Origin of the sequence: Cupriavidus respiraculi (assembly GCF_914271545.1) — a bacterium.
Taxonomy (GTDB): Bacteria; Pseudomonadota; Gammaproteobacteria; order Burkholderiales; family Burkholderiaceae; genus Cupriavidus; species Cupriavidus respiraculi.
This window is the reverse complement of the sequence record NZ_CAJZAH010000005.1, coordinates 53094-72463: the sequence shown is the minus strand read 5'-3', so window position 1 is coordinate 72463 and position 19370 is coordinate 53094. Positions and strand designations below refer to the sequence as shown.

At 68.2% G+C, this 19370-nt stretch carries 19 protein-coding genes; 5 read left to right on the top strand and 14 right to left on the bottom strand.

Annotation, left to right across the window (positions count from 1 at the left end; genetic code table 11):
* Window positions 1–93: 93 nt before the first annotated feature.
* Window positions 94–1005 (top strand): LysR substrate-binding domain-containing protein, encoded by a 912-nt coding sequence (locus LDO27_RS20175; RefSeq protein WP_224043666.1) that lies wholly within the window; start codon window positions 94–96, stop codon window positions 1003–1005.
* Window positions 1006–1200: 195 nt separating this feature from the next.
* Window positions 1201–2088: a LysR family transcriptional regulator gene (locus LDO27_RS20170; protein WP_224043664.1), complete on the top strand. Its 888-nt coding sequence runs from the start codon at window positions 1201–1203 to the stop codon at window positions 2086–2088.
* Between the two features lie 28 nt (window positions 2089–2116).
* Here the strand turns inward: LDO27_RS20170 and LDO27_RS20165 are convergent, their stop codons facing one another.
* The 3 genes from LDO27_RS20165 to LDO27_RS20155 all read right to left on the bottom strand — a co-directional run bounded on the left by LDO27_RS20165 (window position 2117) and on the right by LDO27_RS20155 (window position 6054).
* Window positions 2117–3880 carry an IlvD/Edd family dehydratase gene (locus LDO27_RS20165; protein ID WP_224043662.1) on the bottom strand — a complete coding sequence of 588 codons (1764 nt, stop codon included), beginning with the start codon at window positions 3878–3880 and terminating at the stop codon, window positions 2117–2119.
* Window positions 3881–3954: 74 nt separating this feature from the next.
* Entirely contained in the window at window positions 3955–4968 is a 1014-nt protein-coding gene (locus LDO27_RS20160; RefSeq protein WP_222203583.1) for a Bug family tripartite tricarboxylate transporter substrate binding protein, read from the bottom strand.
* A 126-nt stretch (window positions 4969–5094) separates the two neighbouring features.
* Window positions 5095–6054, bottom strand: a complete 960-nt coding sequence (locus LDO27_RS20155; RefSeq protein ID WP_224043660.1) for a LysR family transcriptional regulator — start codon at window positions 6052–6054, stop codon at window positions 5095–5097.
* Window positions 6055–6195: 141 nt separating this feature from the next.
* On the opposite strand from LDO27_RS20155, the gene LDO27_RS20150 reads away from it, so the two are divergent.
* Window positions 6196–6618 carry a VOC family protein gene (locus LDO27_RS20150; RefSeq protein ID WP_222203586.1) on the top strand — a complete coding sequence of 141 codons (423 nt, stop codon included), beginning with the start codon at window positions 6196–6198 and terminating at the stop codon, window positions 6616–6618.
* A gap of 41 nt (window positions 6619–6659) precedes the next feature.
* Window positions 6660–7361 carry a fumarylacetoacetate hydrolase family protein gene (locus LDO27_RS20145; RefSeq protein WP_224043659.1) on the top strand — a complete coding sequence of 234 codons (702 nt, stop codon included), beginning with the start codon at window positions 6660–6662 and terminating at the stop codon, window positions 7359–7361.
* A 42-nt stretch (window positions 7362–7403) separates the two neighbouring features.
* Here LDO27_RS20145 and LDO27_RS20140 read toward each other — a convergent pair whose 3' ends face one another.
* From LDO27_RS20140 to LDO27_RS20115, 6 genes are all read right to left on the bottom strand, one after another.
* The gene (locus LDO27_RS20140; RefSeq protein ID WP_224043657.1) at window positions 7404–8132 is read right to left on the bottom strand and encodes a zeta toxin family protein; all 729 of its coding nucleotides are present in this window, start codon (window positions 8130–8132) and stop codon (window positions 7404–7406) included.
* The gene (locus LDO27_RS20135; RefSeq protein WP_222203592.1) at window positions 8132–8434 is read right to left on the bottom strand and encodes a hypothetical protein; all 303 of its coding nucleotides are present in this window, start codon (window positions 8432–8434) and stop codon (window positions 8132–8134) included. The genes LDO27_RS20140 and LDO27_RS20135 overlap by 1 nt, the downstream gene beginning before the upstream one ends.
* A gap of 241 nt (window positions 8435–8675) precedes the next feature.
* Entirely contained in the window at window positions 8676–10253 is a 1578-nt protein-coding gene (ntrC, locus tag LDO27_RS20130) for a nitrogen regulation protein NR(I) (protein WP_224043656.1), read from the bottom strand.
* 84 nt (window positions 10254–10337) lie between these two features.
* Entirely contained in the window at window positions 10338–11504 is a 1167-nt protein-coding gene (gene glnL / locus LDO27_RS20125; RefSeq protein WP_224043655.1) for a nitrogen regulation protein NR(II), read from the bottom strand.
* Window positions 11505–11510: 6 nt separating this feature from the next.
* Window positions 11511–12092 carry a DUF4124 domain-containing protein gene (locus LDO27_RS20120; RefSeq protein WP_224043654.1) on the bottom strand — a complete coding sequence of 194 codons (582 nt, stop codon included), beginning with the start codon at window positions 12090–12092 and terminating at the stop codon, window positions 11511–11513.
* A 127-nt stretch (window positions 12093–12219) separates the two neighbouring features.
* Window positions 12220–13635 (bottom strand): 3-hydroxylaminophenol mutase, encoded by a 1416-nt coding sequence (locus tag LDO27_RS20115; protein ID WP_222203597.1) that lies wholly within the window; start codon window positions 13633–13635, stop codon window positions 12220–12222.
* A gap of 478 nt (window positions 13636–14113) precedes the next feature.
* Between LDO27_RS20115 and LDO27_RS20110 the strand changes: the two genes are divergently transcribed.
* Window positions 14114–14578, top strand: a complete 465-nt coding sequence (locus LDO27_RS20110) for a rhodanese-like domain-containing protein (RefSeq protein WP_224043653.1) — start codon at window positions 14114–14116, stop codon at window positions 14576–14578.
* 112 nt (window positions 14579–14690) lie between these two features.
* Here LDO27_RS20110 and LDO27_RS20105 read toward each other — a convergent pair whose 3' ends face one another.
* The 5 genes from LDO27_RS20105 to LDO27_RS20085 form a co-directional block, all read right to left on the bottom strand.
* Entirely contained in the window at window positions 14691–15512 is an 822-nt protein-coding gene (locus LDO27_RS20105; protein ID WP_222203599.1) for a competence/damage-inducible protein A, read from the bottom strand.
* 16 nt (window positions 15513–15528) lie between these two features.
* Complete coding sequence (locus tag LDO27_RS20100) at window positions 15529–16410, bottom strand: EI24 domain-containing protein (RefSeq protein WP_224043652.1); 882 nt, start codon at window positions 16408–16410, stop codon at window positions 15529–15531.
* A gap of 84 nt (window positions 16411–16494) precedes the next feature.
* Complete coding sequence (locus tag LDO27_RS20095; protein ID WP_224043650.1) at window positions 16495–17469, bottom strand: sterol desaturase family protein; 975 nt, start codon at window positions 17467–17469, stop codon at window positions 16495–16497.
* Window positions 17466–18272, bottom strand: coding sequence for a polysaccharide deacetylase family protein (locus LDO27_RS20090; RefSeq protein WP_224043833.1), 807 nt, complete (start codon window positions 18270–18272; stop codon window positions 17466–17468). Before LDO27_RS20090 ends, LDO27_RS20095 begins: the two co-directional genes overlap by 4 nt.
* 93 nt (window positions 18273–18365) lie before the next feature.
* Window positions 18366–19352 (bottom strand): YVTN family beta-propeller repeat protein, encoded by a 987-nt coding sequence (locus LDO27_RS20085; protein WP_224043649.1) that lies wholly within the window; start codon window positions 19350–19352, stop codon window positions 18366–18368.
* Between the last annotated feature and the right edge of the window lie 18 nt (window positions 19353–19370).

The following is a 19370-nucleotide window of genomic DNA, read 5'->3' as shown; positions in this document are numbered from 1 at the left end:
TATCGGCCAAAGCCGCGGCCGGATGGCAAAGATCCGGCGCCGGCGATCAATAAAAAAACTATCTTCCCACCGATGCTTTGCTAACATTTCCTGATGGATGTCAGATTCCTTCAAAGCTTCGTGACCGTGGTCGACGTCGGCTCGCTTGCCGAGGCCGCCCGCCGCCTGGACCTCACGCCGGCCGCGATCGCGGCACGCCTGCATTCGCTGGAGGAGCAGCTGGGCGCGCCGCTGGTCAAGCGCGCCGGCCGCTCGGTGCTGCCGACCGAAGCCGGCATGCGGATCCTGGACCGCGCGCGGCAGGTGCTGCGCGACGTGCGCGACATGAGCGCGGTGGCAAGTGCGGGCGCCGCGCTGGGCGAATTCCGCCTCGGCGTGTTCGTCTCCGCGATGACCGGCATCATGCCGCCGGTGCTGGCACGCCTGTACCGCCAGCACCCGGACGTCAGCTTCTTCGTCAAGCCCGGCGGCTCCGTGGAGTTGTGTCACAGCGTGACCAATGGCGAGCTCGATGCGGCGCTCGTGGTCGAGCCGCAGTTCGCCGTCGCCAAGGGCTACCGCTGGGCGCAGATCCTGGAGGAGCCGCTGGTGGTGGTGGCGCCGAAGTCGATGGCGACGCGCGATCCGCATGAGCTGCTGGCCAACGAGCCGTTTATCCGCTACGAACGCTCGGTGCTCGGCGGCCAGCTGGCCGACCGCTATCTGCGCGATCACGGCATCCATCCGCACCAGCGGCTGGAGGTGGACGGGCTAATGGCGATCGCGACGCTGGTCTCCGAGGGGCTCGGCGTGGCGCTGGTGCCCGACTGGGCACCCATGTGGAAGAGCGGCCTGCGCATCGCACGGCGTCCGTTGCCCGCGCGGGCGCCCGTGCGCCGCGTCGGCCTGATCTGGGCGACCCAGGGGCCGCGCGCATCGCTGGCCGAGGCGCTGCTGGCGGAGGCCATCGCGCTGTTCGGGAAGCCTTCTGCCGCGCAGAAGACGGGGCGGACGCGGCGACGGTGAGCCGGACTTCGCGGGGTCGGTCACCCTCACCCCCGGCCTCTCTCCCGCGTGCGGGGGGAGCAAACCGACAGGGCTTCATGCGGCGGCGGTGCTCTCCCGTCTCCCGTCTCCCGCCGGCGAGATGGGCGGGGTGAGGGTGACCGCCGGCCAAGAGCCCCAACATAACGACAACCACAACAACCCCAAACCCCAGCCGTGGACATCCGCTACCTCCAAAGCTTCGTCGCCGTCGTCGAACACGGCTCCTTCGCCGAGGCCGCGCGCCGGCTCGGCCTGACGCCCGCCGCCATCGCCGCGCGCGTCAAGGCGCTGGAAGAATCGCTGGACACGCCCCTGGTACAGCGCGCCGGCCGCACCGTGGTGCCGACGCAAGGCGGTCTGCGCATCCTGCCCAAGGCGCGCGCCGTGGTCCGCGACGTGCGCGACCTGAACGCGGTGGCGCATGACGACAGCCTGCTGGGGGAATTGCGGCTGGGCGTATCGACATCGGCGCTGACCGGCCTGCTGCCGCCCATCCTCAGGCGCCTCTACGCCGCCCATCCGCGCCTGAAGATATTCGTCGAGCCGGGTTCGTCGTCGCACCTGTACCGGCGCATCGTGGGCGGCGATCTCGATGCCGGCATCATCGTGGCGCCGCAGTTCACCATCCCGAAGGCGTTCGAATGGCACGTGCTGGTCACCGAGCCGTTCATCGTGCTGGCGCCCGAAGCGATGGCCCATCGCGGCGCGCACGATCTGCTGGCGACCGAGCCGTTTATCCGCTACGACCGCGGGATGTGGGGCGGCATGGTGGCCGACCGCTATCTGCAAGAACACAACATCGTGCCGCAGGAGCGGCTCGAGATCGATGCGCTGAACGCCATCGCCAGCATGGTGCACCAGGGCATCGGCGTCTCGCTGGTGCCGGACTGGACGCCGCCGTGGCCCGAGGGCATCCGCGTGGCGCGCGTCCCCCTGCCGGGCCGCGCGCCGGTGCGGCAGGTGGGCCTGCTGTGGTCGCCGCATGCCGCGCACGGCGCGCTGTCGCGCACGCTGCTGGAACACGCAACCAACGCCGACGATGGTTCCTCCCTCTCCCGCTGACGGGAGAGGGAGGAACCGGCGCCAGAGCCTACTCCGGCGTCTTGCCCATGTGCTTCGCCCCGCGCAGGAAGTCGAAGTCCACGCCCTGGTCCGCCTGCGTCACGGTCTGCAGGAACAGCTTCATGTACCCGCGCGGCGCGCTGGGCTCGACCACGGGTTGCGCCGCGCGCCGCTGCTCGAGCTCTTCGTCGGACACCAGCAGGCTCAGTTCGCGCCGGCTGACGCTGAGCCGGATGCGGTCGCCCGTGCGCACATAGGCGAGCGGCCCGCCCACCGCCGCCTCGGGCGTGACGTGCAGCACCACCGAGCCGAAGGCCGTGCCGCTCATGCGCCCGTCCGAGATGCGCACCATGTCCTTGACGCCGGCACGCGCGAGCTTGCGCGGGATCGGGATATAGCCCGCCTCCGGCATGCCCGGCGCGCCCTTGGGCCCGATGTTCTTCAGCACCAGGATGTCGTCCGCATTGACGTCGAGATCGTCGCTGTCGATGCGCTCGACCAGGTCCTGCGAGTTCTCGAAGACCACGGCGCGGCCCTCGTGCTCCATCAGCTTCGCATCGGCGGCCGACTGCTTGATGATGGCCCCGCCCGGCGCCAGATTGCCGACCAGCACCGCGATGCCGCCCTGCGGATAGATCGGATCGGCCATGGTGCGCACCACGTCCTGCGCAAAGCCCGGGCCGGCGGCGTCCAGTTCCTCGCCGAGCGTGCGGCCGGTGACCGTCATCGCATCGAGGCGCAGCAGCGGCCGCAGTTCGCGCATCAGCGTCGCCATGCCGCCGGCCTTGTGGAAGTCCTCCATGTAGTGCTGGCCGCTGGGCTTCAGGTCCAGCAGCACCGGCGTCTCGCGCCCCATGCGGTCCAGCGCCTGCATGTCGATGTCCAGGCCCATGCGCCCCGCGATGGCGGCCAGGTGCACGATGCCGTTGGTGGAGCCGCCGATGGCCAGCAGCACGCGCATGGCGTTCTCGAAGGCGGCCGGCGTCAGCACGCAGTCGATGGTCAGCCGCTCGCGCGCCATCGCCACCGCACGCGCGCCGGTCTGCTCGGCGATGCGAATGCGGTCGGCGGTGACCGCCGGCGGCGTGGCCGCGCCCGGCAGGCTCATGCCCATCGCCTCGGTCAGGCATGCCATGGTGCTTGCCGTGCCCATCACCGAGCAGGTGCCCACGCTGGCGACGAGCTGGTCGTTGACCTGCGAGGTTTCCTCCGCATCGATCTCGCCCGCGCGGAACTTGCCCCAGTAGCGGCGGCAGTCGGTGCAGGCGCCCACGCGCTCGCTGCGGTGCGAGCCGGTCAGCATGGCGCCGGTCACCAGCTGGATCGCGGGCACGCCGGCCGAGGCCGCGCCCATCAGCTGCGCGGGCACGGTCTTGTCGCAGCCGCCGATCAGCACCACCGCGTCCATGGGCTGCGCGCGGATCATCTCCTCGGTGTCCATCGACATCAGGTTGCGCAGATACATGCTGGTCGGCGCGGCAAAGCTCTCGTGGATGGAGATGGTCGGAAACGCCATCGGCAGCCCGCCGGCGAGCATGATGCCGCGCTTGACCGCCTCGATCAGCTGCGGCATGTTGCCGTGGCAGGGGTTGAAGGCGCTGCCGGTGTCGGCGATGCCGATCACGGGCCGGTCCAGCGCGGAATCGGTATAGCCCGATCCCTTGATAAAGGCCTTGCGCAGGAACAGCGAGAACCCGCGGTCGCCGTAGTTGGTCAGGCCCTTGCGCAGGCCGGTGTCGCCCTGCGTGGTGTCATCGCCGGCAGCGGCCGGCGTCTTCGGGGTAGTGCTCATCGTGGATACGTGGGACTCGGTTTGAATGCGTTGCGTGTTGCATGTACCGCGATACGGCCGCCGGTCGCGCGGCTTCAGCTGTCGGACTGGATCTTGGCATCGGTGATCACCTTCTGCCAGCGCGAGACCTCGTCGCGCAGGCGCTCGGCGGCCTTGTCCGGCGTGGTGGCCTGCGCGGCATAGACGCCCTGCTGCAGGAACTGCGCCTTCACGTCGGGCATCTCCAGGATCTTTGCCAGCGCGCCGTTCAGGCGCTGGATCACCGGTGCCGGCGTGCCGGCCGGGGCCAGCACGCCGAAGGTGGAACTGACATCCAGCGACGGCATGCCCGCCTCGCCCGCGGCCGGCACGTCCGGCAGCATCGAAATGCGCTTGGCGGCCGCGACGGCCACCGGCCGCAGTTGCCCGCTCTTGATGAAGGGCTGCGCCGCCGGCACCGTCTCGACCATCATGTTGACCTGGCCCGCGACCAGGTCGGTCATGGCGGGACCGCTGCCCTTGTACGGCACGTGGACCATATCGATGCCGGCCTCCTTGCGGAAGATCTCGGCGGCCATCCGCTGCGGCGCGCCCGCGCCCGAGGACGCGTAGTTCAGCTTGCCCGGATTGGCCTTGCCGTACTTGATCAGCTCGTCCAGCGTATTGACCGGCAGCTTGGGATTGACCACCACCACCAGCGGAACGGAACCCACCACCATCACCGGCGAGAAGTCCTTGATGATGTCATAGCGCAGCCGGCCCTTCTCCAGGGTGGCCATGGTCGAATGCGAGGTCAGCGCGCCCATCAGCAGCGTATAGCCATCCGGCGCGCTCTTGGCGACCACCTCCGCGCCGATATTGCCGCCCGCCCCACCGCGGTTCTCCACCACCACCTGCTGGCCGAGCGCATCGCCCAGCCGCGCCGCCACGATGCGGCCGATCACGTCGGTGGCGCCGCCCGGCGGATACGGAATCACCAGCCGCACCGGCTTGTCCGGATACGTGGCCTGGGCCGCGGCGAAGGGAACCGGTGCGAGCATCGTCGCCAGCGTCAGCAGGCCGGCGCCGAGCCAGTGGCGGCGGGATGCGCGTTGCAGTGGGGTGGTCATGAGGTCTCCTGGTCTTGTTATCGCCGGCGCCATGTCCGCATGCAAAGGCATGGGCGCGCCGTGACCGCCAGTGTGGAGACCTTGGGAAGCAAGAAAAAGCGATTAACAAACCGATTAACCAAAATTTTATTTTGGTTTGGCGGCGCGGGCGGCGGCGGATTTCGTCGGCCGGCGAGCCTTCGCGGCCTTGCCGGCGCTCCGGTTCCTCGCTTCCCAGCGCCGGCTTTCCGCCACGAACGCCTCGATCAACGCCTCGGTGGACGGCCGCTTGAGCGCGGCCGCGCGCACCAGCACGCCGATCTCGCGGTGAATCGGCGGCCCCGGCATCGGCACCGCCTGCACGTTGGGCGTCTCGCGCAGCGGCACCAGTTCGGACGGGATGATGGCGCAGCCCAGCCCCTCTTCCACCATCTGCAGCATGACCGCCGGCTCGTCCAGCTCCATGCCCTCGTTGACCCACAGCCGGTGGCCCTTCAGATAGCGGTCCACCAGCTGGCCGCCCATCGAATGGCGGTTGTAGCGGATGAACGGCAGCGCCGCGAGCACCGCCTTCATCTCCGTGGGGGCCCCTGCCGGGGCGACGCAGACGAAGCGCTCCTGCATCAGCGGCACCCATTTGAGCTCGGCCGACAGGCCCAGCCGCGGACGGATCATCACCGCGATATCGAGCTCGCGGGCATCCACCTGCGTCAGCAGCTGGTTCGACATGCCGGGAACGATGTTCACGTAGGTGGCCGGATAGGCGGCGCGGAAGCGCTGCATGGCCTTGGGCAGCAGCGTGGCCTGCACCGTCGACACGGCGCCCAGGTCCAGCGGCGCCATGTCCGCCTGCGGCTGCGCCTGCGCCAGCCCCTTCATGCCCTGGTAAAGCGCCACGAAGCGCAGCGCCTCGGGCAGCAGCTTGCGGCCCTCCTCGCTCAACGCGACGGACTTGCCGGCGCGGTCGAAGAGCGAGCAGCCGAGGTCTTCCTCCAGCCGCCGGATTTGCGTGCTGACGGCGGACTGCGTCAGCCCGAGCCGCGCGCCGGCGGCCGAGAACGAGGCAGTCTCCGCCGCCACGATGAACGTCTGGAAGTAGCGGATCATCTATCGAAAGTTTTGATGCTCAGGGCAAAAATGATTCGTTTCATATTACGAGTCTTGCTGATTACAATCAACGACCGGGCGCGCCGGCCCGCGGGCCGCGCCGACGCCAACCACCACAAACCCCACCAAGGACCGCCCCCCATGAGCGCCATTCCGCTGTTCCACCTCGCCTTCCCCGTCAACGACCTCGCCGAGGCGCGCCGCTTCTACGGCGGCCTGCTGGGCTGTCCGGAAGGCCGCAGCTCGGATGCCTGGATCGATTTCAACTTCTATGGCCACCAGGTCGTCGCTCACCTGGCGCCCGAGGAATGCGGCCATCGCGCCACCAGCGCGGTGGACGGCGACGACGTGCCGGTGCGCCATTTCGGCGCGATCCTGCCGATGCAGGAATGGGAATCGCTGGCCGAGAAGCTGCGCCAGGCCGGCACGAAGTTCGTGATCGAGCCGCACGTGCGCTTCAAGGGCCAGGTCGGCGAACAGGCCACCATGTTCTTCCTGGACCCGTCGGGCAACGCGCTGGAATTCAAGGCCTTCGGCGACATGAGCCAGGTCTTCGCCAAGTAAGGCCGCACGCGGCCCCTCCCGGAACCCAACCGATACCTTCCATGACCGAATTCGTCATCCAGCCCGCCCCGCAAGCCAGCGTCGCCGTGGCCGGCGGCACCGCCCGCTTTCCGATCCGCCGCGTGTTCTGCGTGGGACGCAACTATGCCGCGCATGCGCGCGAGATGGGCAAGGATCCCGACCGCGAGCCGCCCTTCTTCTTCACCAAGCCGGCCGACGCGGTCGTGCCGGCCGAAGGCACGGTCGCCTATCCGCCGCTGACCGACAACCTGCACCACGAGATCGAAATGGTGGTGGCCATCGGCAAGGGCGGCAGCGATATCGCCGTGGGCGGCGCGCTGGAGCATGTATGGGGCTATGGCGTCGGCGTCGACCTGACCCGCCGCGACCTGCAGGATGTCGCCAAGAAGATGAGCCGGCCGTGGGACTGGTCCAAGGCCTTCGACGCCTCGGGCCCGTGCGGCCCGCTGCATCCGGTGTCGGCGGTCGGCCATCCGGCCCAGGGCCGGATCTGGCTCGCGGTCAACGGCGAGGTGCGCCAGGAAGGCGACCTGAACGAACTGATCTGGCCCGTGGCCGATGTCATCGCCTATATCTCGCAGAGCGTGGCGCTCGCCCCGGGCGACCTGATCTTCACCGGCACGCCGGCCGGCGTGGGCAGGATCGAGCCGGGCGACAAGGTGACCGGCGGGGTCGCGGGACTGGCGGATATCGCCTTTACGATGGGACAGCGCCAGGGTTGACCGGCGCGGGCGCCGCGCCGTTTGGCACGGCGCCCGGACCGCTCATCGCCGTGGCGCGACGATGTCCAGCCAAGCCGTGATGGTCTCCGGCACTGTGTTGCTGGACTGCCGAACATCGAACAGCACTGTGCCGCGCCTGCGCACGTGTACCGGGGTAAAGGCACTTGCCCTGGACAGGCTGTTGTCGAACAGTACCGAAGCGTCCGCAACATCCAGCGCCTCGCGTACCGCCTGCTGTGTCCGCTGGAAACGATGGACCAGCTTGTCGAGGGCAACTGCGTGTCCGCCTTGCATGACGCGGTTTCGCACACGGACGATCGACAGGCCCTGGTTCGCCATGCCGACGAAGATCAGCAACACGAAGTAGCCCGACCGTTGAAGCTTGCGGATCAAGTCAACCTTGCTGCGCACGGTGCCGTCAGGCTGCGGCGGCCAATGAGAGAAGACGGTTTCCATCGCGAACGAGACCTCGGTACCGGCGGCCTCGGCTACCAATGCCATGACCGCCCTTCTCGCCACCTGCATCCAGGATGCGTTGGTATCGCGCAGCTCCCTTGCCCAGCGCCGCAAACCCTGCGCCGGATCCGGCTCCGGCAGAAGGGCCAGCATCACGCGATCGGCGTTGACCAGCGGGACTTGCACATGATCGGCAAGATGCTCGTGCCACAGCGTCGATTTGCCCGCTCCGTTGTGACCGGCAAGGATGATGGAAAACGGCGCGTTTCGCGCCCCCAGCGCGGCGGCGAGCGCCGTACCGATGGACCGGGCCATCACGGGACCTTGACGAAGCGGCCCTTTTTCGTGATCCGGCCTGTTTCCTTTCGCTTGCCAAGCTCACGCACCACCAGCCAGGGTCGCTTCGCGTCGGCATAGTAGATCGGTATCGTCTTCTTGAACTTCAGGCGGACACCGCCAACGTTTGCCAGACACCTGATCAGCCGCGCGGCGAGGTCATCGTTCTCAGTCGCCCGGGGCTTGCGGCCCTTTTCGCTTGCCTTCGAACCCCCTGCTGCCGACATGCCCGACCTGCCGGTCGCACGCTTCGACCCTTCACCACTGATTTTTCCGACCATGTTGTTCCCCCACGAAACATGCCGGGCCGATCGTACTCCGCGACAACGCACGGAGCCATAGGCAAGCCGCACTGCAAACGCACGTCTGTGAACAGAACCGCATGCGACCGCAATTACCGAAAATTGTCTGACTTGCGGCCCGGACTACGGCCAGAGCGACATCAAAAAAAACACCCCGATCGTCCGTCGACGATCGGGGTGTTGCAGTGGATCGCACCAGTGTGGGCCGCGCTTCGGTGGCTCAATCGAAGCCCAACTCCTGCAGCTTGCGCGTGATCGTATTGCGGCCGATGCCCAGCCGGGTGGCGGCCTCCACGCGGCGGCCGCGCGTGACGCCCAGCGCGGCTTCCAGCACGGCCTTCTCGAAGCGCCGCGTGAGCGCGTCCATGACCTCGGTCTGGCCCGCCTCCAGCATGGAGCGCGCCTCGCCGGCAAGCAGACTTTCCCAGCTCGCGCCGAGCCCCTGTGCCGCGTTGGCGGTGGCCATCGCATGGGCGCCGACCACGGCCGCGCGCGTGGCATAGGCCAGCGTGTCGACCTCCGGGGCCATCGCCACAACGCCGCCGTACTCGGCGCTTGCCATCGTCTCGACGCCTTCGGTCGCCAGCGCGCCCTCCGTCATCCGCTCGGCGATGCGCGGCGCATGCGCGTGGCCGTTGGACACGCCGGTGCCGATCATCTCGCGCGGCAGGTCCTTGACCTCGATGGTTTGCGCGGGCGCCATCACGGTCAGCCAGTTGCACAGGTTCTCGAGCTGCCGCACGTTGCCGGGGAACGGCAGCGTGCTGACATAGGCCAGCGCTTCGTCGGACATGCGCTTGGGCTCGACGCCCAGTTCCTTGGCGCTCTTCTGCAGGAAATGCCGCGCCAGCAGCGTGATGTCCTCGGGACGCTCGCGCAGCGGCGGCAGGCGCAGCCGGATGACGTTCAGGCGGTGGAACAAGTCCTCGCGGAACAGCCCTTCCTTGACGCGCGCCTCCAGGTTCTGGTGGGTGGCGGCGATGACGCGCACATTGGCGCGCAGCGGGTTGTGGCCGCCCACCCGATAGAAGTTGCCGTCGGAGAGCACGCGCAGCAGGCGCGTCTGCAGGTCGAACGGCATGTCGCCGATTTCGTCGAGGAACAGCGTGCCGCCCTCGGCCTGCTCGAAGCGTCCGCGCCGCATGGTCTGCGCGCCGGTGAAGGCGCCCCGCTCGTGGCCGAACAGTTCGGACTCGAGCAGGTCCTTCGGAATGGCCGCGGTATTGAGGGCGATGAAGGGTCCGTTGGCGCGCGGGCTGTGCTTGTGCAGCGCGCGCGCGACGAGTTCCTTGCCGGTGCCCGACTCGCCGGTGATCATCACCGTGACATTGGACTGCGACAGCCGGCCGATGGCGCGGAACACGTCCTGCATCGCGGGCGCCTGGCCGAGGATCTCGGGGGCGTCGACCAGCTGGGCGTCCATCTCCTCCTCGCGCAGGCTTTCCTCCAGCGCGCGCCGGATCAGCTCGACGGCCTTGTCCACATCGAAGGGCTTGGCGAGATATTCGAAGGCGCCGCCCTGGAACGCGGCGACCGCGCTGTCCAGATCCGAGTACGCGGTCATCACGATGACCGGCAGGCCGGGATGGCGCGTCTTGATCGCCTGCAGCAGGTCCAGGCCCGAGCCGCCCGGCATGCGGATATCGGAGATCAGCACCTGGGGTTCGTCGTCCTCGAGCGCCGCCAGCACGTCGCGCACGTTGGTGAAGCTGCGTGACAGCAGGCTTTCGCGGGCGAGGGCCTTCTCGAGGACCCAGCGGATTGATTGATCGTCGTCGACTATCCAGATCGGCTTCATGTGCGTCGCTTGTCTGCTCGGTGTAGGGGTGTTCCGCGCTGCCGCCCGCCGCACGGCGCCGCGATGGATGCGACGTCGCGCCGGCTAGTGCAGCGGCAGCAGGATGCGGAAATCGGTACTGCCCGGCCGGCTCTCGCATTCGATCAAGCCCTCGTGCTGCTGCACGAAGGTTTGAGCGAGTGTGAGACCGAGTCCGCTGCCGCCATCCCGCCCCGAAACCAGCGGGTAGAAGATGCGTTCGCGGATATCCTCGGGAATGCCCGGGCCGTTATCGATGACATGCAAGTCCAATGCCAGCTTGTACAGGCGCTTGGCGATCGTGACCTGCCGCGCGACGCGCGTGCGCAGCACGATCTGCGCATCGCCGCGCGCGATGCGCTCGCTCAGCGCCTGCGCCGCGTTATGGACGATGTTGAGCACGGCCTGGATCAGCTGCTCCATGTCGCCACGCAGGTCGGGCAGGCTGGCGTCGTAGTCGCGCACGATGTCGAGCCCGTTGGGGAACTCGGCCAGCACCACCGAGCGCACGCGCTCGAGCACCTCGTGGATGTTCAGCTCGGAGACGATGTGCGGATGGCGGTGCGGCTCCAGCAGGCGGTCCACCAGCGTCTGCAGGCGGTCCGATTCCTTGATGATGACCTGCGTGTATTCGCGCAGCGCCCGCTCGGGCAGTTCGAACTCGAGCAACTGCGCCGCGCCGCGGATGCCGCCCAGCGGGTTCTTGATCTCGTGGGCGAGATTGCGGATCAGCTCCTTGTTGGCCGAGGTCAGGTCCAGGATGCGTTCCTCGCGGTCGCTGCGCACCTTCTGCTCGGTGGGCAGCACCTCGACCAGCACCGCGTCCGCGCAACCGTCCAGCGCGCCGATCACCGCGTGGGCATGCATCGGTTCCTGCAGTGGCGGATGCAGCAGCACGTCCTGCCGGCGCGCATCGAACTGGCGCTCGATCACCGAGCCGATCATGGTGCCCAGTTCCTCGGAAGGGCCGAACAGATCGTCCAGCGACAGCTCCAGCATGGCCTTGCGCGAGATGCCGAAGCTGGCCTCGGCCGCGGGGTTGGCGTAGACCACGCGCAGCCCCGGCTGGCGCACGAGCAGCACCGGATTGGGCACCATGTCCAGGCCCGGGTGAAAGCCCGGATGGAAGGCGGCGACGCCCGGCGCCCTCCCGACCTCGTTGGCGGCGTCGGCGGCCGGGGCACGGTCTGCCCCGCCGACCTTGCGGGAAACGCTGCGGATCAGGCGTCGCATACGGCTTCAATTCCTCATGTTGGCTAGTTCGCGCCGCAGCGAGGCGGCATTGGCCTCAGTGCGCGCGATATCGTCGCGCAGCGCGTTGGTGCGGTCGAGATACTTCTGGTAGTTGCGCTCGTTGCCCTGGCGCTCGGGCTCGCCGTTGTTGTATTCGGCGCGCAGCGCGGCCAGCTTGGCTTCTTCCGCCTGCAGTTCGTGCTCGAGCACGGCGCGGCGGTCGTTGTCGCGGCTGCGCTGCGTGGCGCTGTCCACGCGGGGAAAGCCGGCCACGGTGGCCGCGTTGCCGGCATTGGCGGCCGGCGCGTTGCTGGCGCGGCCCGCGGGCGCGGTGCGCACGCCGGGCACCGTCATCACGTCCGGCAGGTTCAGCCGCTTGCAGCCCTTGCCCCCGGGACCGTTGCGATACTCCGGCACGCCGTTCGGCCCGTTGCAGACATAGACGTCGGACGATTGCGCGCGGGCGGGCAGCCCGGCGCAGAGTCCGAGAGCCAGCGCCAGGCCGGCCGCGCACGCCAGGCGTGCATGGCGCGGTCGGCGGGCACCGCCATGGTGCGGGATCGGGGCGAAAAGCGTAGGCGCGGTCATGGACTGGGGTCGGTGTTCGTTCGGGAGTCCAATTCTAGCGACCCAAACGGAAAGGGGCAGCCGTGGCTGCCCCTTCGTGGTGCGGCGATGGCGGGATTGCCCGGCATCGCCCGGCAACCCTGTCACCTTACAGCGAGTAGTACATCTCGAACTCGAGCGGGTGCGTGGTCATGCGGAAGCGCGTGACCTCCTCCATCTTCAGCTCGATATAGGCATCGATCATCGCGTTGGAGAACACACCGCCGCGCGTCAGGAACTCGCGGTCGTTGTCGAGGTATTCGAGGGCCTGATCCAGGCTCGAGCACACGGTCGGGATCTTTGCATCCTCTTCCGGCGGCAGGTCGTACAGGTTCTTGTCGGCTGCCTCGCCCGGGTGGATCTTGTTCTGCACGCCGTCCAGGCCGGCCATCAGCAGCGCCGAGAAGCCCAGGTACGGGTTCATCAGCGGATCCGGGAAGCGCGTTTCGATGCGGCGGCCCTTCGGGTTGGCGACGTACGGAATGCGGATCGATGCCGAGCGGTTGCGGGCCGAGTAGGCCAGCTTCACCGGCGCCTCGAAGCCCGGCACCAGGCGCTTGTACGAGTTCGTGCCCGGGTTGGTGATCGCGTTCAGCGCGCGGGCATGCTTGATGATGCCGCCGATGTAGTACAGCGCGAACTCCGACAGGCCGGCGTAGCCGTTGCCCGCGAACAGGTTCTGGCCGTCCTTCCACACGGACTGGTGCACGTGCATGCCGGAGCCGTTGTCGCCGACCACCGGCTTCGGCATGAAGGTCGCCGTCTTGCCGTAGGTGTGCGCCACGTTCTGGATCACGTACTTCTGCAGTTGCGTCCAGTCGGCGCGCTGCACCAGCGTGCTGAACTTGGTGCCGATTTCGTTCTGGCCCTGGCCAGCCACTTCGTGGTGGTGGACCTCGACGGGGATGCCCAGCGATTCGAGGATCAGGCACATCTCCGAACGCATGTCCTGGAACGTGTCGATCGGGGCGACCGGGAAGTAGCCGCCCTTCTTGCCCGGGCGGTGGCCCGAATTGCCGTGCTCGAAGTCCTTGCCCGACGACCAGGGGGCTTCTTCGGAATGGATCTTCACGAAGCAGCCCTGCATGTCGATGTTCCAGGTCACGCCGTCGAAGATGAAGAACTCGGGCTCGGGACCGAAGAAGGCGGTGTCGCCCAGGCCGGTGCTCTTCAGGTACGCTTCGGCGCGCTTGGCGATGGAACGCGGATCGCGGTCATAGCCCTTGCCGTCCGACGGCTCGACCACGTCGCAGGTCATCACCAGGGTCGGTTCTTCGTAGAACGGGTCCACGTGGGCCGTGTTCGGATCCGGCATCAGCAGCATGTCGGAAGCCTCGATACCTTTCCAGCCGGCGATGGAGGAACCGTCGAAGGCATGGCCGCTCTCGAACTTGTCGTCGTCGAAGTGCGACACGGGCACCGACACGTGCTGCTCCTTGCCCTTGGTATCGGTGAAGCGGAAATCGACGAACTTGACGTCGTTTTCCTTCACCAGCTTCATCACATCTGCAACGCTCTGGGACATGCCTATCTCCTGATAATTCGGCTGAGGTCGGTGGGAGTCATTCTTGTGCCGGACGTCGTCCCGGAGGAGGCTCGCGGTATGCCGCGGCGCCGACGACCGGCCGTGAAAGGGACGTCGAATGTTAGCAGAAAGCATGCCAAGCTCCGGCTCCCTTTCGCGTCCAGACACGGCGGTTTCCCGAAAACTGTGCAGTGCCGCGGCCTGGCCGCGCGCACCCGGCTGGCGCATGGGCAAGTCCGGCGCCACATGCGGGCGCCGGCCCTGCGGAAAGCCGCACCTGCGCTGCCTTGCGAGGACGACGGAATCGCCATTATGGTGCAGTCTCGCTCTAGAAAGCACTGTTATCGTGCACGCTGCACCGTGGACGGGCCGCACTGCCTTTGTGGCAAGTCCATGCGGTTTTCGCAGCGGGCCACGGGCGCCGCGCTAGAATAGCCGTCTGGCGTCCGCGCCGGTTTCCAACCCGATTCCCCATCCGATGACTTCCCGAGACACTCTGCTTCAGGCCGCGCAAGAGCGCCGGCAACAGGACCAACTCCCCTACTTCGGCGCGCTGACCCCGCAGGAAGCCTACGACCTGCTGCGCGCGGACCCGCGCGCCGTGCTGGTCGATGTCCGGACTCAGGCGGAACTGGACTGGATCGGCGGGCCCGACGTCCCCGAAGCCCAGTCGGCCCACGTGGAATGGTCCGGCTACCCGGGCGGCGCGCAGAATCCCCGCTTCGTCGAGGAGCTCAAGGCACGGGTGCCGGTCGATGCGCCGGTACTGTTCCTGTGCCGCAGCGCCGCGCGCTCCAAGCATGCGGCGCGCGTGGCCACCGAGGCCGGCTACCGGTTCGCCATGGACGTGCTGGAAGGCTTCGAGGGCGCGCGCGACGAGCAGCACCACCGCAAGACCGTCGAGGGCTGGTGCGTGCGCGGCCTGCCCTGGCACGGCGCCTGAGCCGCATCGCCGCCGCGGCCGGCAACACGCGCCGGCCGCCAACGAGAACGGGCCCCGAGGGGCCCGTTTTTCGTTCCTGCCGTCGCCGCCTCAGGGCAACGGCGTCGCCGCCTCAGGGCAACGACGTCGCCACCGGCGCCTCCACGGTCTCGTACCCCATCTCTCTCACGCCCTCGTGCAGCATGACGTAGGCTTGCAGCACCTCGTCGCCCCGCCCCTTCACGCCCAGGTCGATATGGCGGCGGCCGAAGCCCTCGCCGCGCTCGGGATCGCCCACCGAAGGCAGGCTGAACACGCGCACGCCTGGGAACGCCGCCTCCACGCGCTCCATCAGCGGCGTGAGCGTCGATTCCGGCGCCTCGAACACGAAGAACGAACGCTCGACCTGCACCGCCTGATGGAACAGGTGCGGGTAGTACTGGTCCAGCACCCACTCCATCATCGGCCACGCCATCACCGGAAAGCCCGGCATGAAGTGGTGATCGGCGAACGAGAAGCCCGGGATGCGGTTGTAGCTGTTGGGAATGATGCGGGCGCCCACGGGAAACTCGCCCATCTTGAAACGATGCTGGTTGTCCGGCTGGTTCAAGTCCGCCTTGACCGGATCGCCGTTGGCGGTCTCCGCGATACGCAGCGCGATCTGCTCGCGCGCCTCGGGATGCAGCTCCAGCCCGACGCCCAGCGCCGCGGCGGCGCACTGGCGCGTATGGTCGTCGGGCGTCGCGCCGATGCCGCCGGTGCAGAACACCACGTCCTCGCCGGCGAAGGTGCGGCGCAGCGTGGCGGTGATGCGGGCGCGCTCGTCGCCCACGTACTCCGCCCAATCCAGCGCCAGCCCCCGCGCGCCCAGCAGTTCGATGGTGCGGCGCAGATGCTTGTCCTCGCGCCGCCCCGACAGAATCTCGTCGCCGATGACGATCAAGCCGAAACCCATGATGCCCTCTTGCTAGTCAAGTGTGTTCGATGCGCCGCACGTCCGACGGCGCCAGGTCGATGATGTCACCCCCGCCCTGCGGCGTCGGCGGCGGCGCTTCGGCCGCGCGCTCGGCGCGCAGCTGGGCCAGCGCATGCAGGCAGTAGTGGCCGAACCATAGCGCGGAGAAGATGAAGATCAGCACGTACAGCCACAGCGCGCCGATCAGCACGAACGGGAACAGGAAGATGATGGCCACCGACGACACCCACAGCAGCGTCGGGGCGGAGCCCAGCAGCCCGACCACGATGCCCATCGTCAGCAGCGGCACGCGATGGCGCTGCATGATGGTCTTGCGCTCCTCGGCCGTGGCGTGGTCGGCCAGCGCGTCGTACGTCATCACGCGATAGGTCAGCCAGCCCCACAGCGCGGGCGGAATCAGCGCGAACAGCGGGGGCACCAGCCACAGCGGCAGCGTCACCACGATCATCAGCAGGAACACCAGCGTGTTGCCCAGCGCGCGCGCGACGCTGCCGGCGAGGCTCCCGCCCTTGGCCTTGGCCAGGCCTGGATACGCGCGCTCCAGGAAGCGCACCGCGGCCGGCACGGAGACCACGCTGATGAACAGCAGGATGGAGACGATCACCAGCGGAATCATGGTGGCGATCACGAACAGCGGCGCGACGGCGGCGCGCAGCGAAGGCAGGCCGAACCAGTCCAGCGCGCCGAAGATCCAGCGCGTCATCACCGAGGTTTCGAGGAAGGAGCGCGCCGCCGACATGACGGGGTCCCAGCCCCAGTAGAGCGCACCGCCCCACGCGAGCGTGGCGATGACGAACGGCAGCAGGGTCAGCGCCAGCATGCGCGGATGCAGCTGGCTGATAAGAGCGCGGGCGAACGCCCGGAACAGATGGCTCATGCGCTTCGACGTCAGGAAGGGGAACAGCGGAAAGGAGAACAACCGGACGGACAGACTAGCACACGTCACATCCGCCGGCCGTCCTCAACCGCGTCCCAGCAGCCGCTTCAGCCCATACCACTGCTGCCGCAGGAAGCCGGCCCCGTAGTCGCGGCCGCGCCCGACCGGCGGCGGCAGCTGGTCGCGGATGCCCGTGGCGTGATACCCGTCGGCGAACCGCGCGGTGCCGAACATCATGTCCCACCACGGGAAGATCGCGCCGAAGTTGCAGCCGCCCAGACGTTGCGGCTGGCCGCTGGCCTCGTGGCCGACCCCCACCGCGTGATGGGTCCGGTGAAAGCGCGGCGAGATCAGCAGGCGCTCGCCGATGCGGCCGAAATGCAGCCGCAGGTTGGCATGCTGCAGGCTCTGCAGCAACTGCGACAGGGCGACCAGCACCACGTACTGCGACGGCTCCACGCCCACGGCCAGCGCCACCACGGCGAATACCGCGTCGCGCAGCAGGTCGTCGAGCAGGTGGTTGCGGTTGTCGCTCCATACCGTCATCTGCCGCTGGCTGTGGTGCAGCGCATGCAGGCTCCACCACCAGCGCCAGGTGTGCGACATGCGGTGGTACCAGTAGTCCAGCAGGTCGAACAGCAGCAGGTAGACGCAGAAGCTGACCAGCGGGATCGAGGTCACGCCGGGCCACCAGTCCTCGACGTTGATCCGCTGCCAGCCCAGCAGGCGCAGATGCCCTTCGACCCAGTCCATCGTCGGGCCGAGCACGAAGAACATCGCCAGCCGGAACAGCCCGAGCCGGTGGATGGCCGTGTAGAGCATGTCGGTGCGGATGGCGGCGCGGTCGGTCACGGGCTCGACGGGGCGCAGCCGCTCCAGCGGCCCGAGGATCAGGAACATCACGGCGATCTGGATCAGCCCCACCAGCAGCCACTCGGTGCCGGTGAAAGCCTCCTCCGCATAGCCGCCAAACCCGAGCTGATAGACCACCGGCAGGATGATGTCCTGGAACAGCGTGCCTTCCAGCTCGCCAAACCATGTTTCCAGCGTCTCGATCATCGGCGTGTTTCCTCTTTGCCGGGTACATCGCGCGGCCGCGCCTGCTGCCGGGCGAACCAGTCGCGGTACGCCGGATGCGCGCGCAGCGTGGCAAAGCAGAAGCCCTTGCGCTGCAGGCCGGTGACCAGCGGCTCGAGCACGGCGGGCGCCCAGGGATCCTTGCGCGACCAGATGCCCAGGTGCGCCATGGCGATATCGCCATCGCGCAGATTGGCCAGGGCACGCTCCAGCAGCCTGGCGTTCGGGTAGCGCGCCGAGTCCAGCTCGTCCCCCAGGAAGCCGGCGTCGGCCCAGCCGACATGCCGGTAGCCGCATTGCTCGGCCCAGGCCAGCGTCGCCGGCGCGGTGCGGCCGCCGGGCGCGCGCCACAGCGGCGCCAGCCTGGCGCCGGTCATGCCTTCGAAGGCCTCGGCGCTGCGGTTCAGCTCCGCGCAGAACGAGGCGGCGTCCATCGCGACATCGCGGCCGGCGCCGGGGCCGAACTGCGGGCGCATGGTCACCTTGCCGTCGCGCGCGGAACGCAGGTAGACGTGGTCGAAAGTGTGCGAGCCGAACAGGTGGCCGTCGGCGACCAGCCCGCGCCAGTAGCCGGCCCAGGAAGGATCCAGCGAATGGTCCTGGCGCACGGTGGGCTCGTTGGCCAGGAAGAACGTGGCCGGCACGCGATGGCGGCGCAGCACGTCGGCGATCAGCGCCGCCTGGCTCATGCTGCCGGTGTCGAAAGTCAGGTACAGGGTGCCGGCGGGACAGGCGCCCTTCGGCGCGGCAGCCGGGGCCGCCGCCGCGGCAACGGCGGAAACCATGAGCGCGGCGGAAGCGAGCAGGCCCGCCGCACCAGCCAGCAGCCGGCGCGGCAACGTGGTACGAGGCCCGTGGGCGGCTTGCATGGCTGGCCTCTAGTACAGCGGCGCGCGCGTACGGAAATAGATGCCGTGCGGGGACTTGCCGACCTTGATGGTCTTCATCAGCTTGCGCGACGGCACGTCGATCACGCCTACCGCGCGCGCCCAGCGGAACGTCACCCACAGGGTCTTCCCGTCGGCGCTCAGCTCCATGTCGTCGGGGCCGGGCAGCAGTCCGGTGATATCGCCCACCTTGGAAAGCGATTGCTGGTCGATGATGCTGATGGTGCCGGAGACACGGTTGCTCAGGAACAGGTGGCGGCGGTCGCCGAGCGCGCGGAAGTTGTGCGCGCCCTTGCCGGTCTGGATCTGCTTGACCACCGTGCGGGCGCGCCAGTCGATCACGGCCACGTAGTCGGCCCCGGTCATGCCCACCAGCAGGTACTTCTGGTCCGGCGTGACCCAGATGCCGGCCGGCGCCGAGCCCGCCTCCATGCGCCACATCACCGTCTGCGTCGGCAGGTCGATGGCGACCACCTCGTTGGAGTCCTGCAGCGTGACGAAGGCGATGCGGCTGTCGTCGGTGAAGGCGACGTGGCTGGGCGTCTTGGCCAGCGGCAGCTGCCTGGCCATCTTCAGCGCCTTGCCGTCCCAGCGGTACAGATCGACGCGATCCAGGCGGTTGCCGGTCACCACGAACCACTTCTGGTCGGGGGAGAAGCCGATCTGGTAAGGATCGTCGATATCGGCCACGCGCTGCTGCACCTTGCCCGTGACCGGGTCCAGCAGCACCAGGTCGTTGCCGACCGCGTTGGCGACGATCAGCGACTTGTTGTCCGGCGTCGCGATCAGGTGGTGGGGCTCCTTGCCGACCGGAAAGGTCTCCAGCACCTTCTGCGTGTCCCGGTCGATCAGCGTGACGCTGGCATCACCGGAATTGAGCACCACCACCACTTCCGCGAGGGCCGGGGCCGGAAGCAAAGCCACTACCAGGGAGCCGGCCGAAACAACGGCTGCAACAACACGACGCAATGCGGACATAGGGATGGAACGAGAAGG

Coding starts and splice junctions, on each gene's coding strand:
- LDO27_RS20110 (WP_224043653.1), top strand. CDS start 14,114: ATGACTTCCCGAGACACTCTGCTTCAGGCCGCGCAAGAGCGCCGGCAA.
- LDO27_RS20150 (WP_222203586.1), top strand. CDS start 6,196: ATGAGCGCCATTCCGCTGTTCCACCTCGCCTTCCCCGTCAACGACCTC.
- LDO27_RS20160 (WP_222203583.1), bottom strand. CDS start 4,968: ATGACCACCCCACTGCAACGCGCATCCCGCCGCCACTGGCTCGGCGCC.
- ntrC (WP_224043656.1), bottom strand. CDS start 10,253: ATGAAGCCGATCTGGATAGTCGACGACGATCAATCAATCCGCTGGGTC.
- LDO27_RS20100 (WP_224043652.1), bottom strand. CDS start 16,410: ATGAGCCATCTGTTCCGGGCGTTCGCCCGCGCTCTTATCAGCCAGCTG.
- LDO27_RS20105 (WP_222203599.1), bottom strand. CDS start 15,512: ATGGGTTTCGGCTTGATCGTCATCGGCGACGAGATTCTGTCGGGGCGG.
- LDO27_RS20135 (WP_222203592.1), bottom strand. CDS start 8,434: ATGGTCGGAAAAATCAGTGGTGAAGGGTCGAAGCGTGCGACCGGCAGG.
- LDO27_RS20165 (WP_224043662.1), bottom strand. CDS start 3,880: ATGAGCACTACCCCGAAGACGCCGGCCGCTGCCGGCGATGACACCACG.
- LDO27_RS20155 (WP_224043660.1), bottom strand. CDS start 6,054: ATGATCCGCTACTTCCAGACGTTCATCGTGGCGGCGGAGACTGCCTCG.
- LDO27_RS20090 (WP_224043833.1), bottom strand. CDS start 18,272: ATGGTTTCCGCCGTTGCCGCGGCGGCGGCCCCGGCTGCCGCGCCGAAG.
- LDO27_RS20095 (WP_224043650.1), bottom strand. CDS start 17,469: ATGATCGAGACGCTGGAAACATGGTTTGGCGAGCTGGAAGGCACGCTG.
- LDO27_RS20140 (WP_224043657.1), bottom strand. CDS start 8,132: ATGGCCCGGTCCATCGGTACGGCGCTCGCCGCCGCGCTGGGGGCGCGA.
- LDO27_RS20115 (WP_222203597.1), bottom strand. CDS start 13,635: ATGTCCCAGAGCGTTGCAGATGTGATGAAGCTGGTGAAGGAAAACGAC.
- LDO27_RS20085 (WP_224043649.1), bottom strand. CDS start 19,352: ATGTCCGCATTGCGTCGTGTTGTTGCAGCCGTTGTTTCGGCCGGCTCC.
- LDO27_RS20175 (WP_224043666.1), top strand. CDS start 94: ATGGATGTCAGATTCCTTCAAAGCTTCGTGACCGTGGTCGACGTCGGC.
- glnL (WP_224043655.1), bottom strand. CDS start 11,504: ATGCGACGCCTGATCCGCAGCGTTTCCCGCAAGGTCGGCGGGGCAGAC.
- LDO27_RS20120 (WP_224043654.1), bottom strand. CDS start 12,092: ATGACCGCGCCTACGCTTTTCGCCCCGATCCCGCACCATGGCGGTGCC.
- LDO27_RS20145 (WP_224043659.1), top strand. CDS start 6,660: ATGACCGAATTCGTCATCCAGCCCGCCCCGCAAGCCAGCGTCGCCGTG.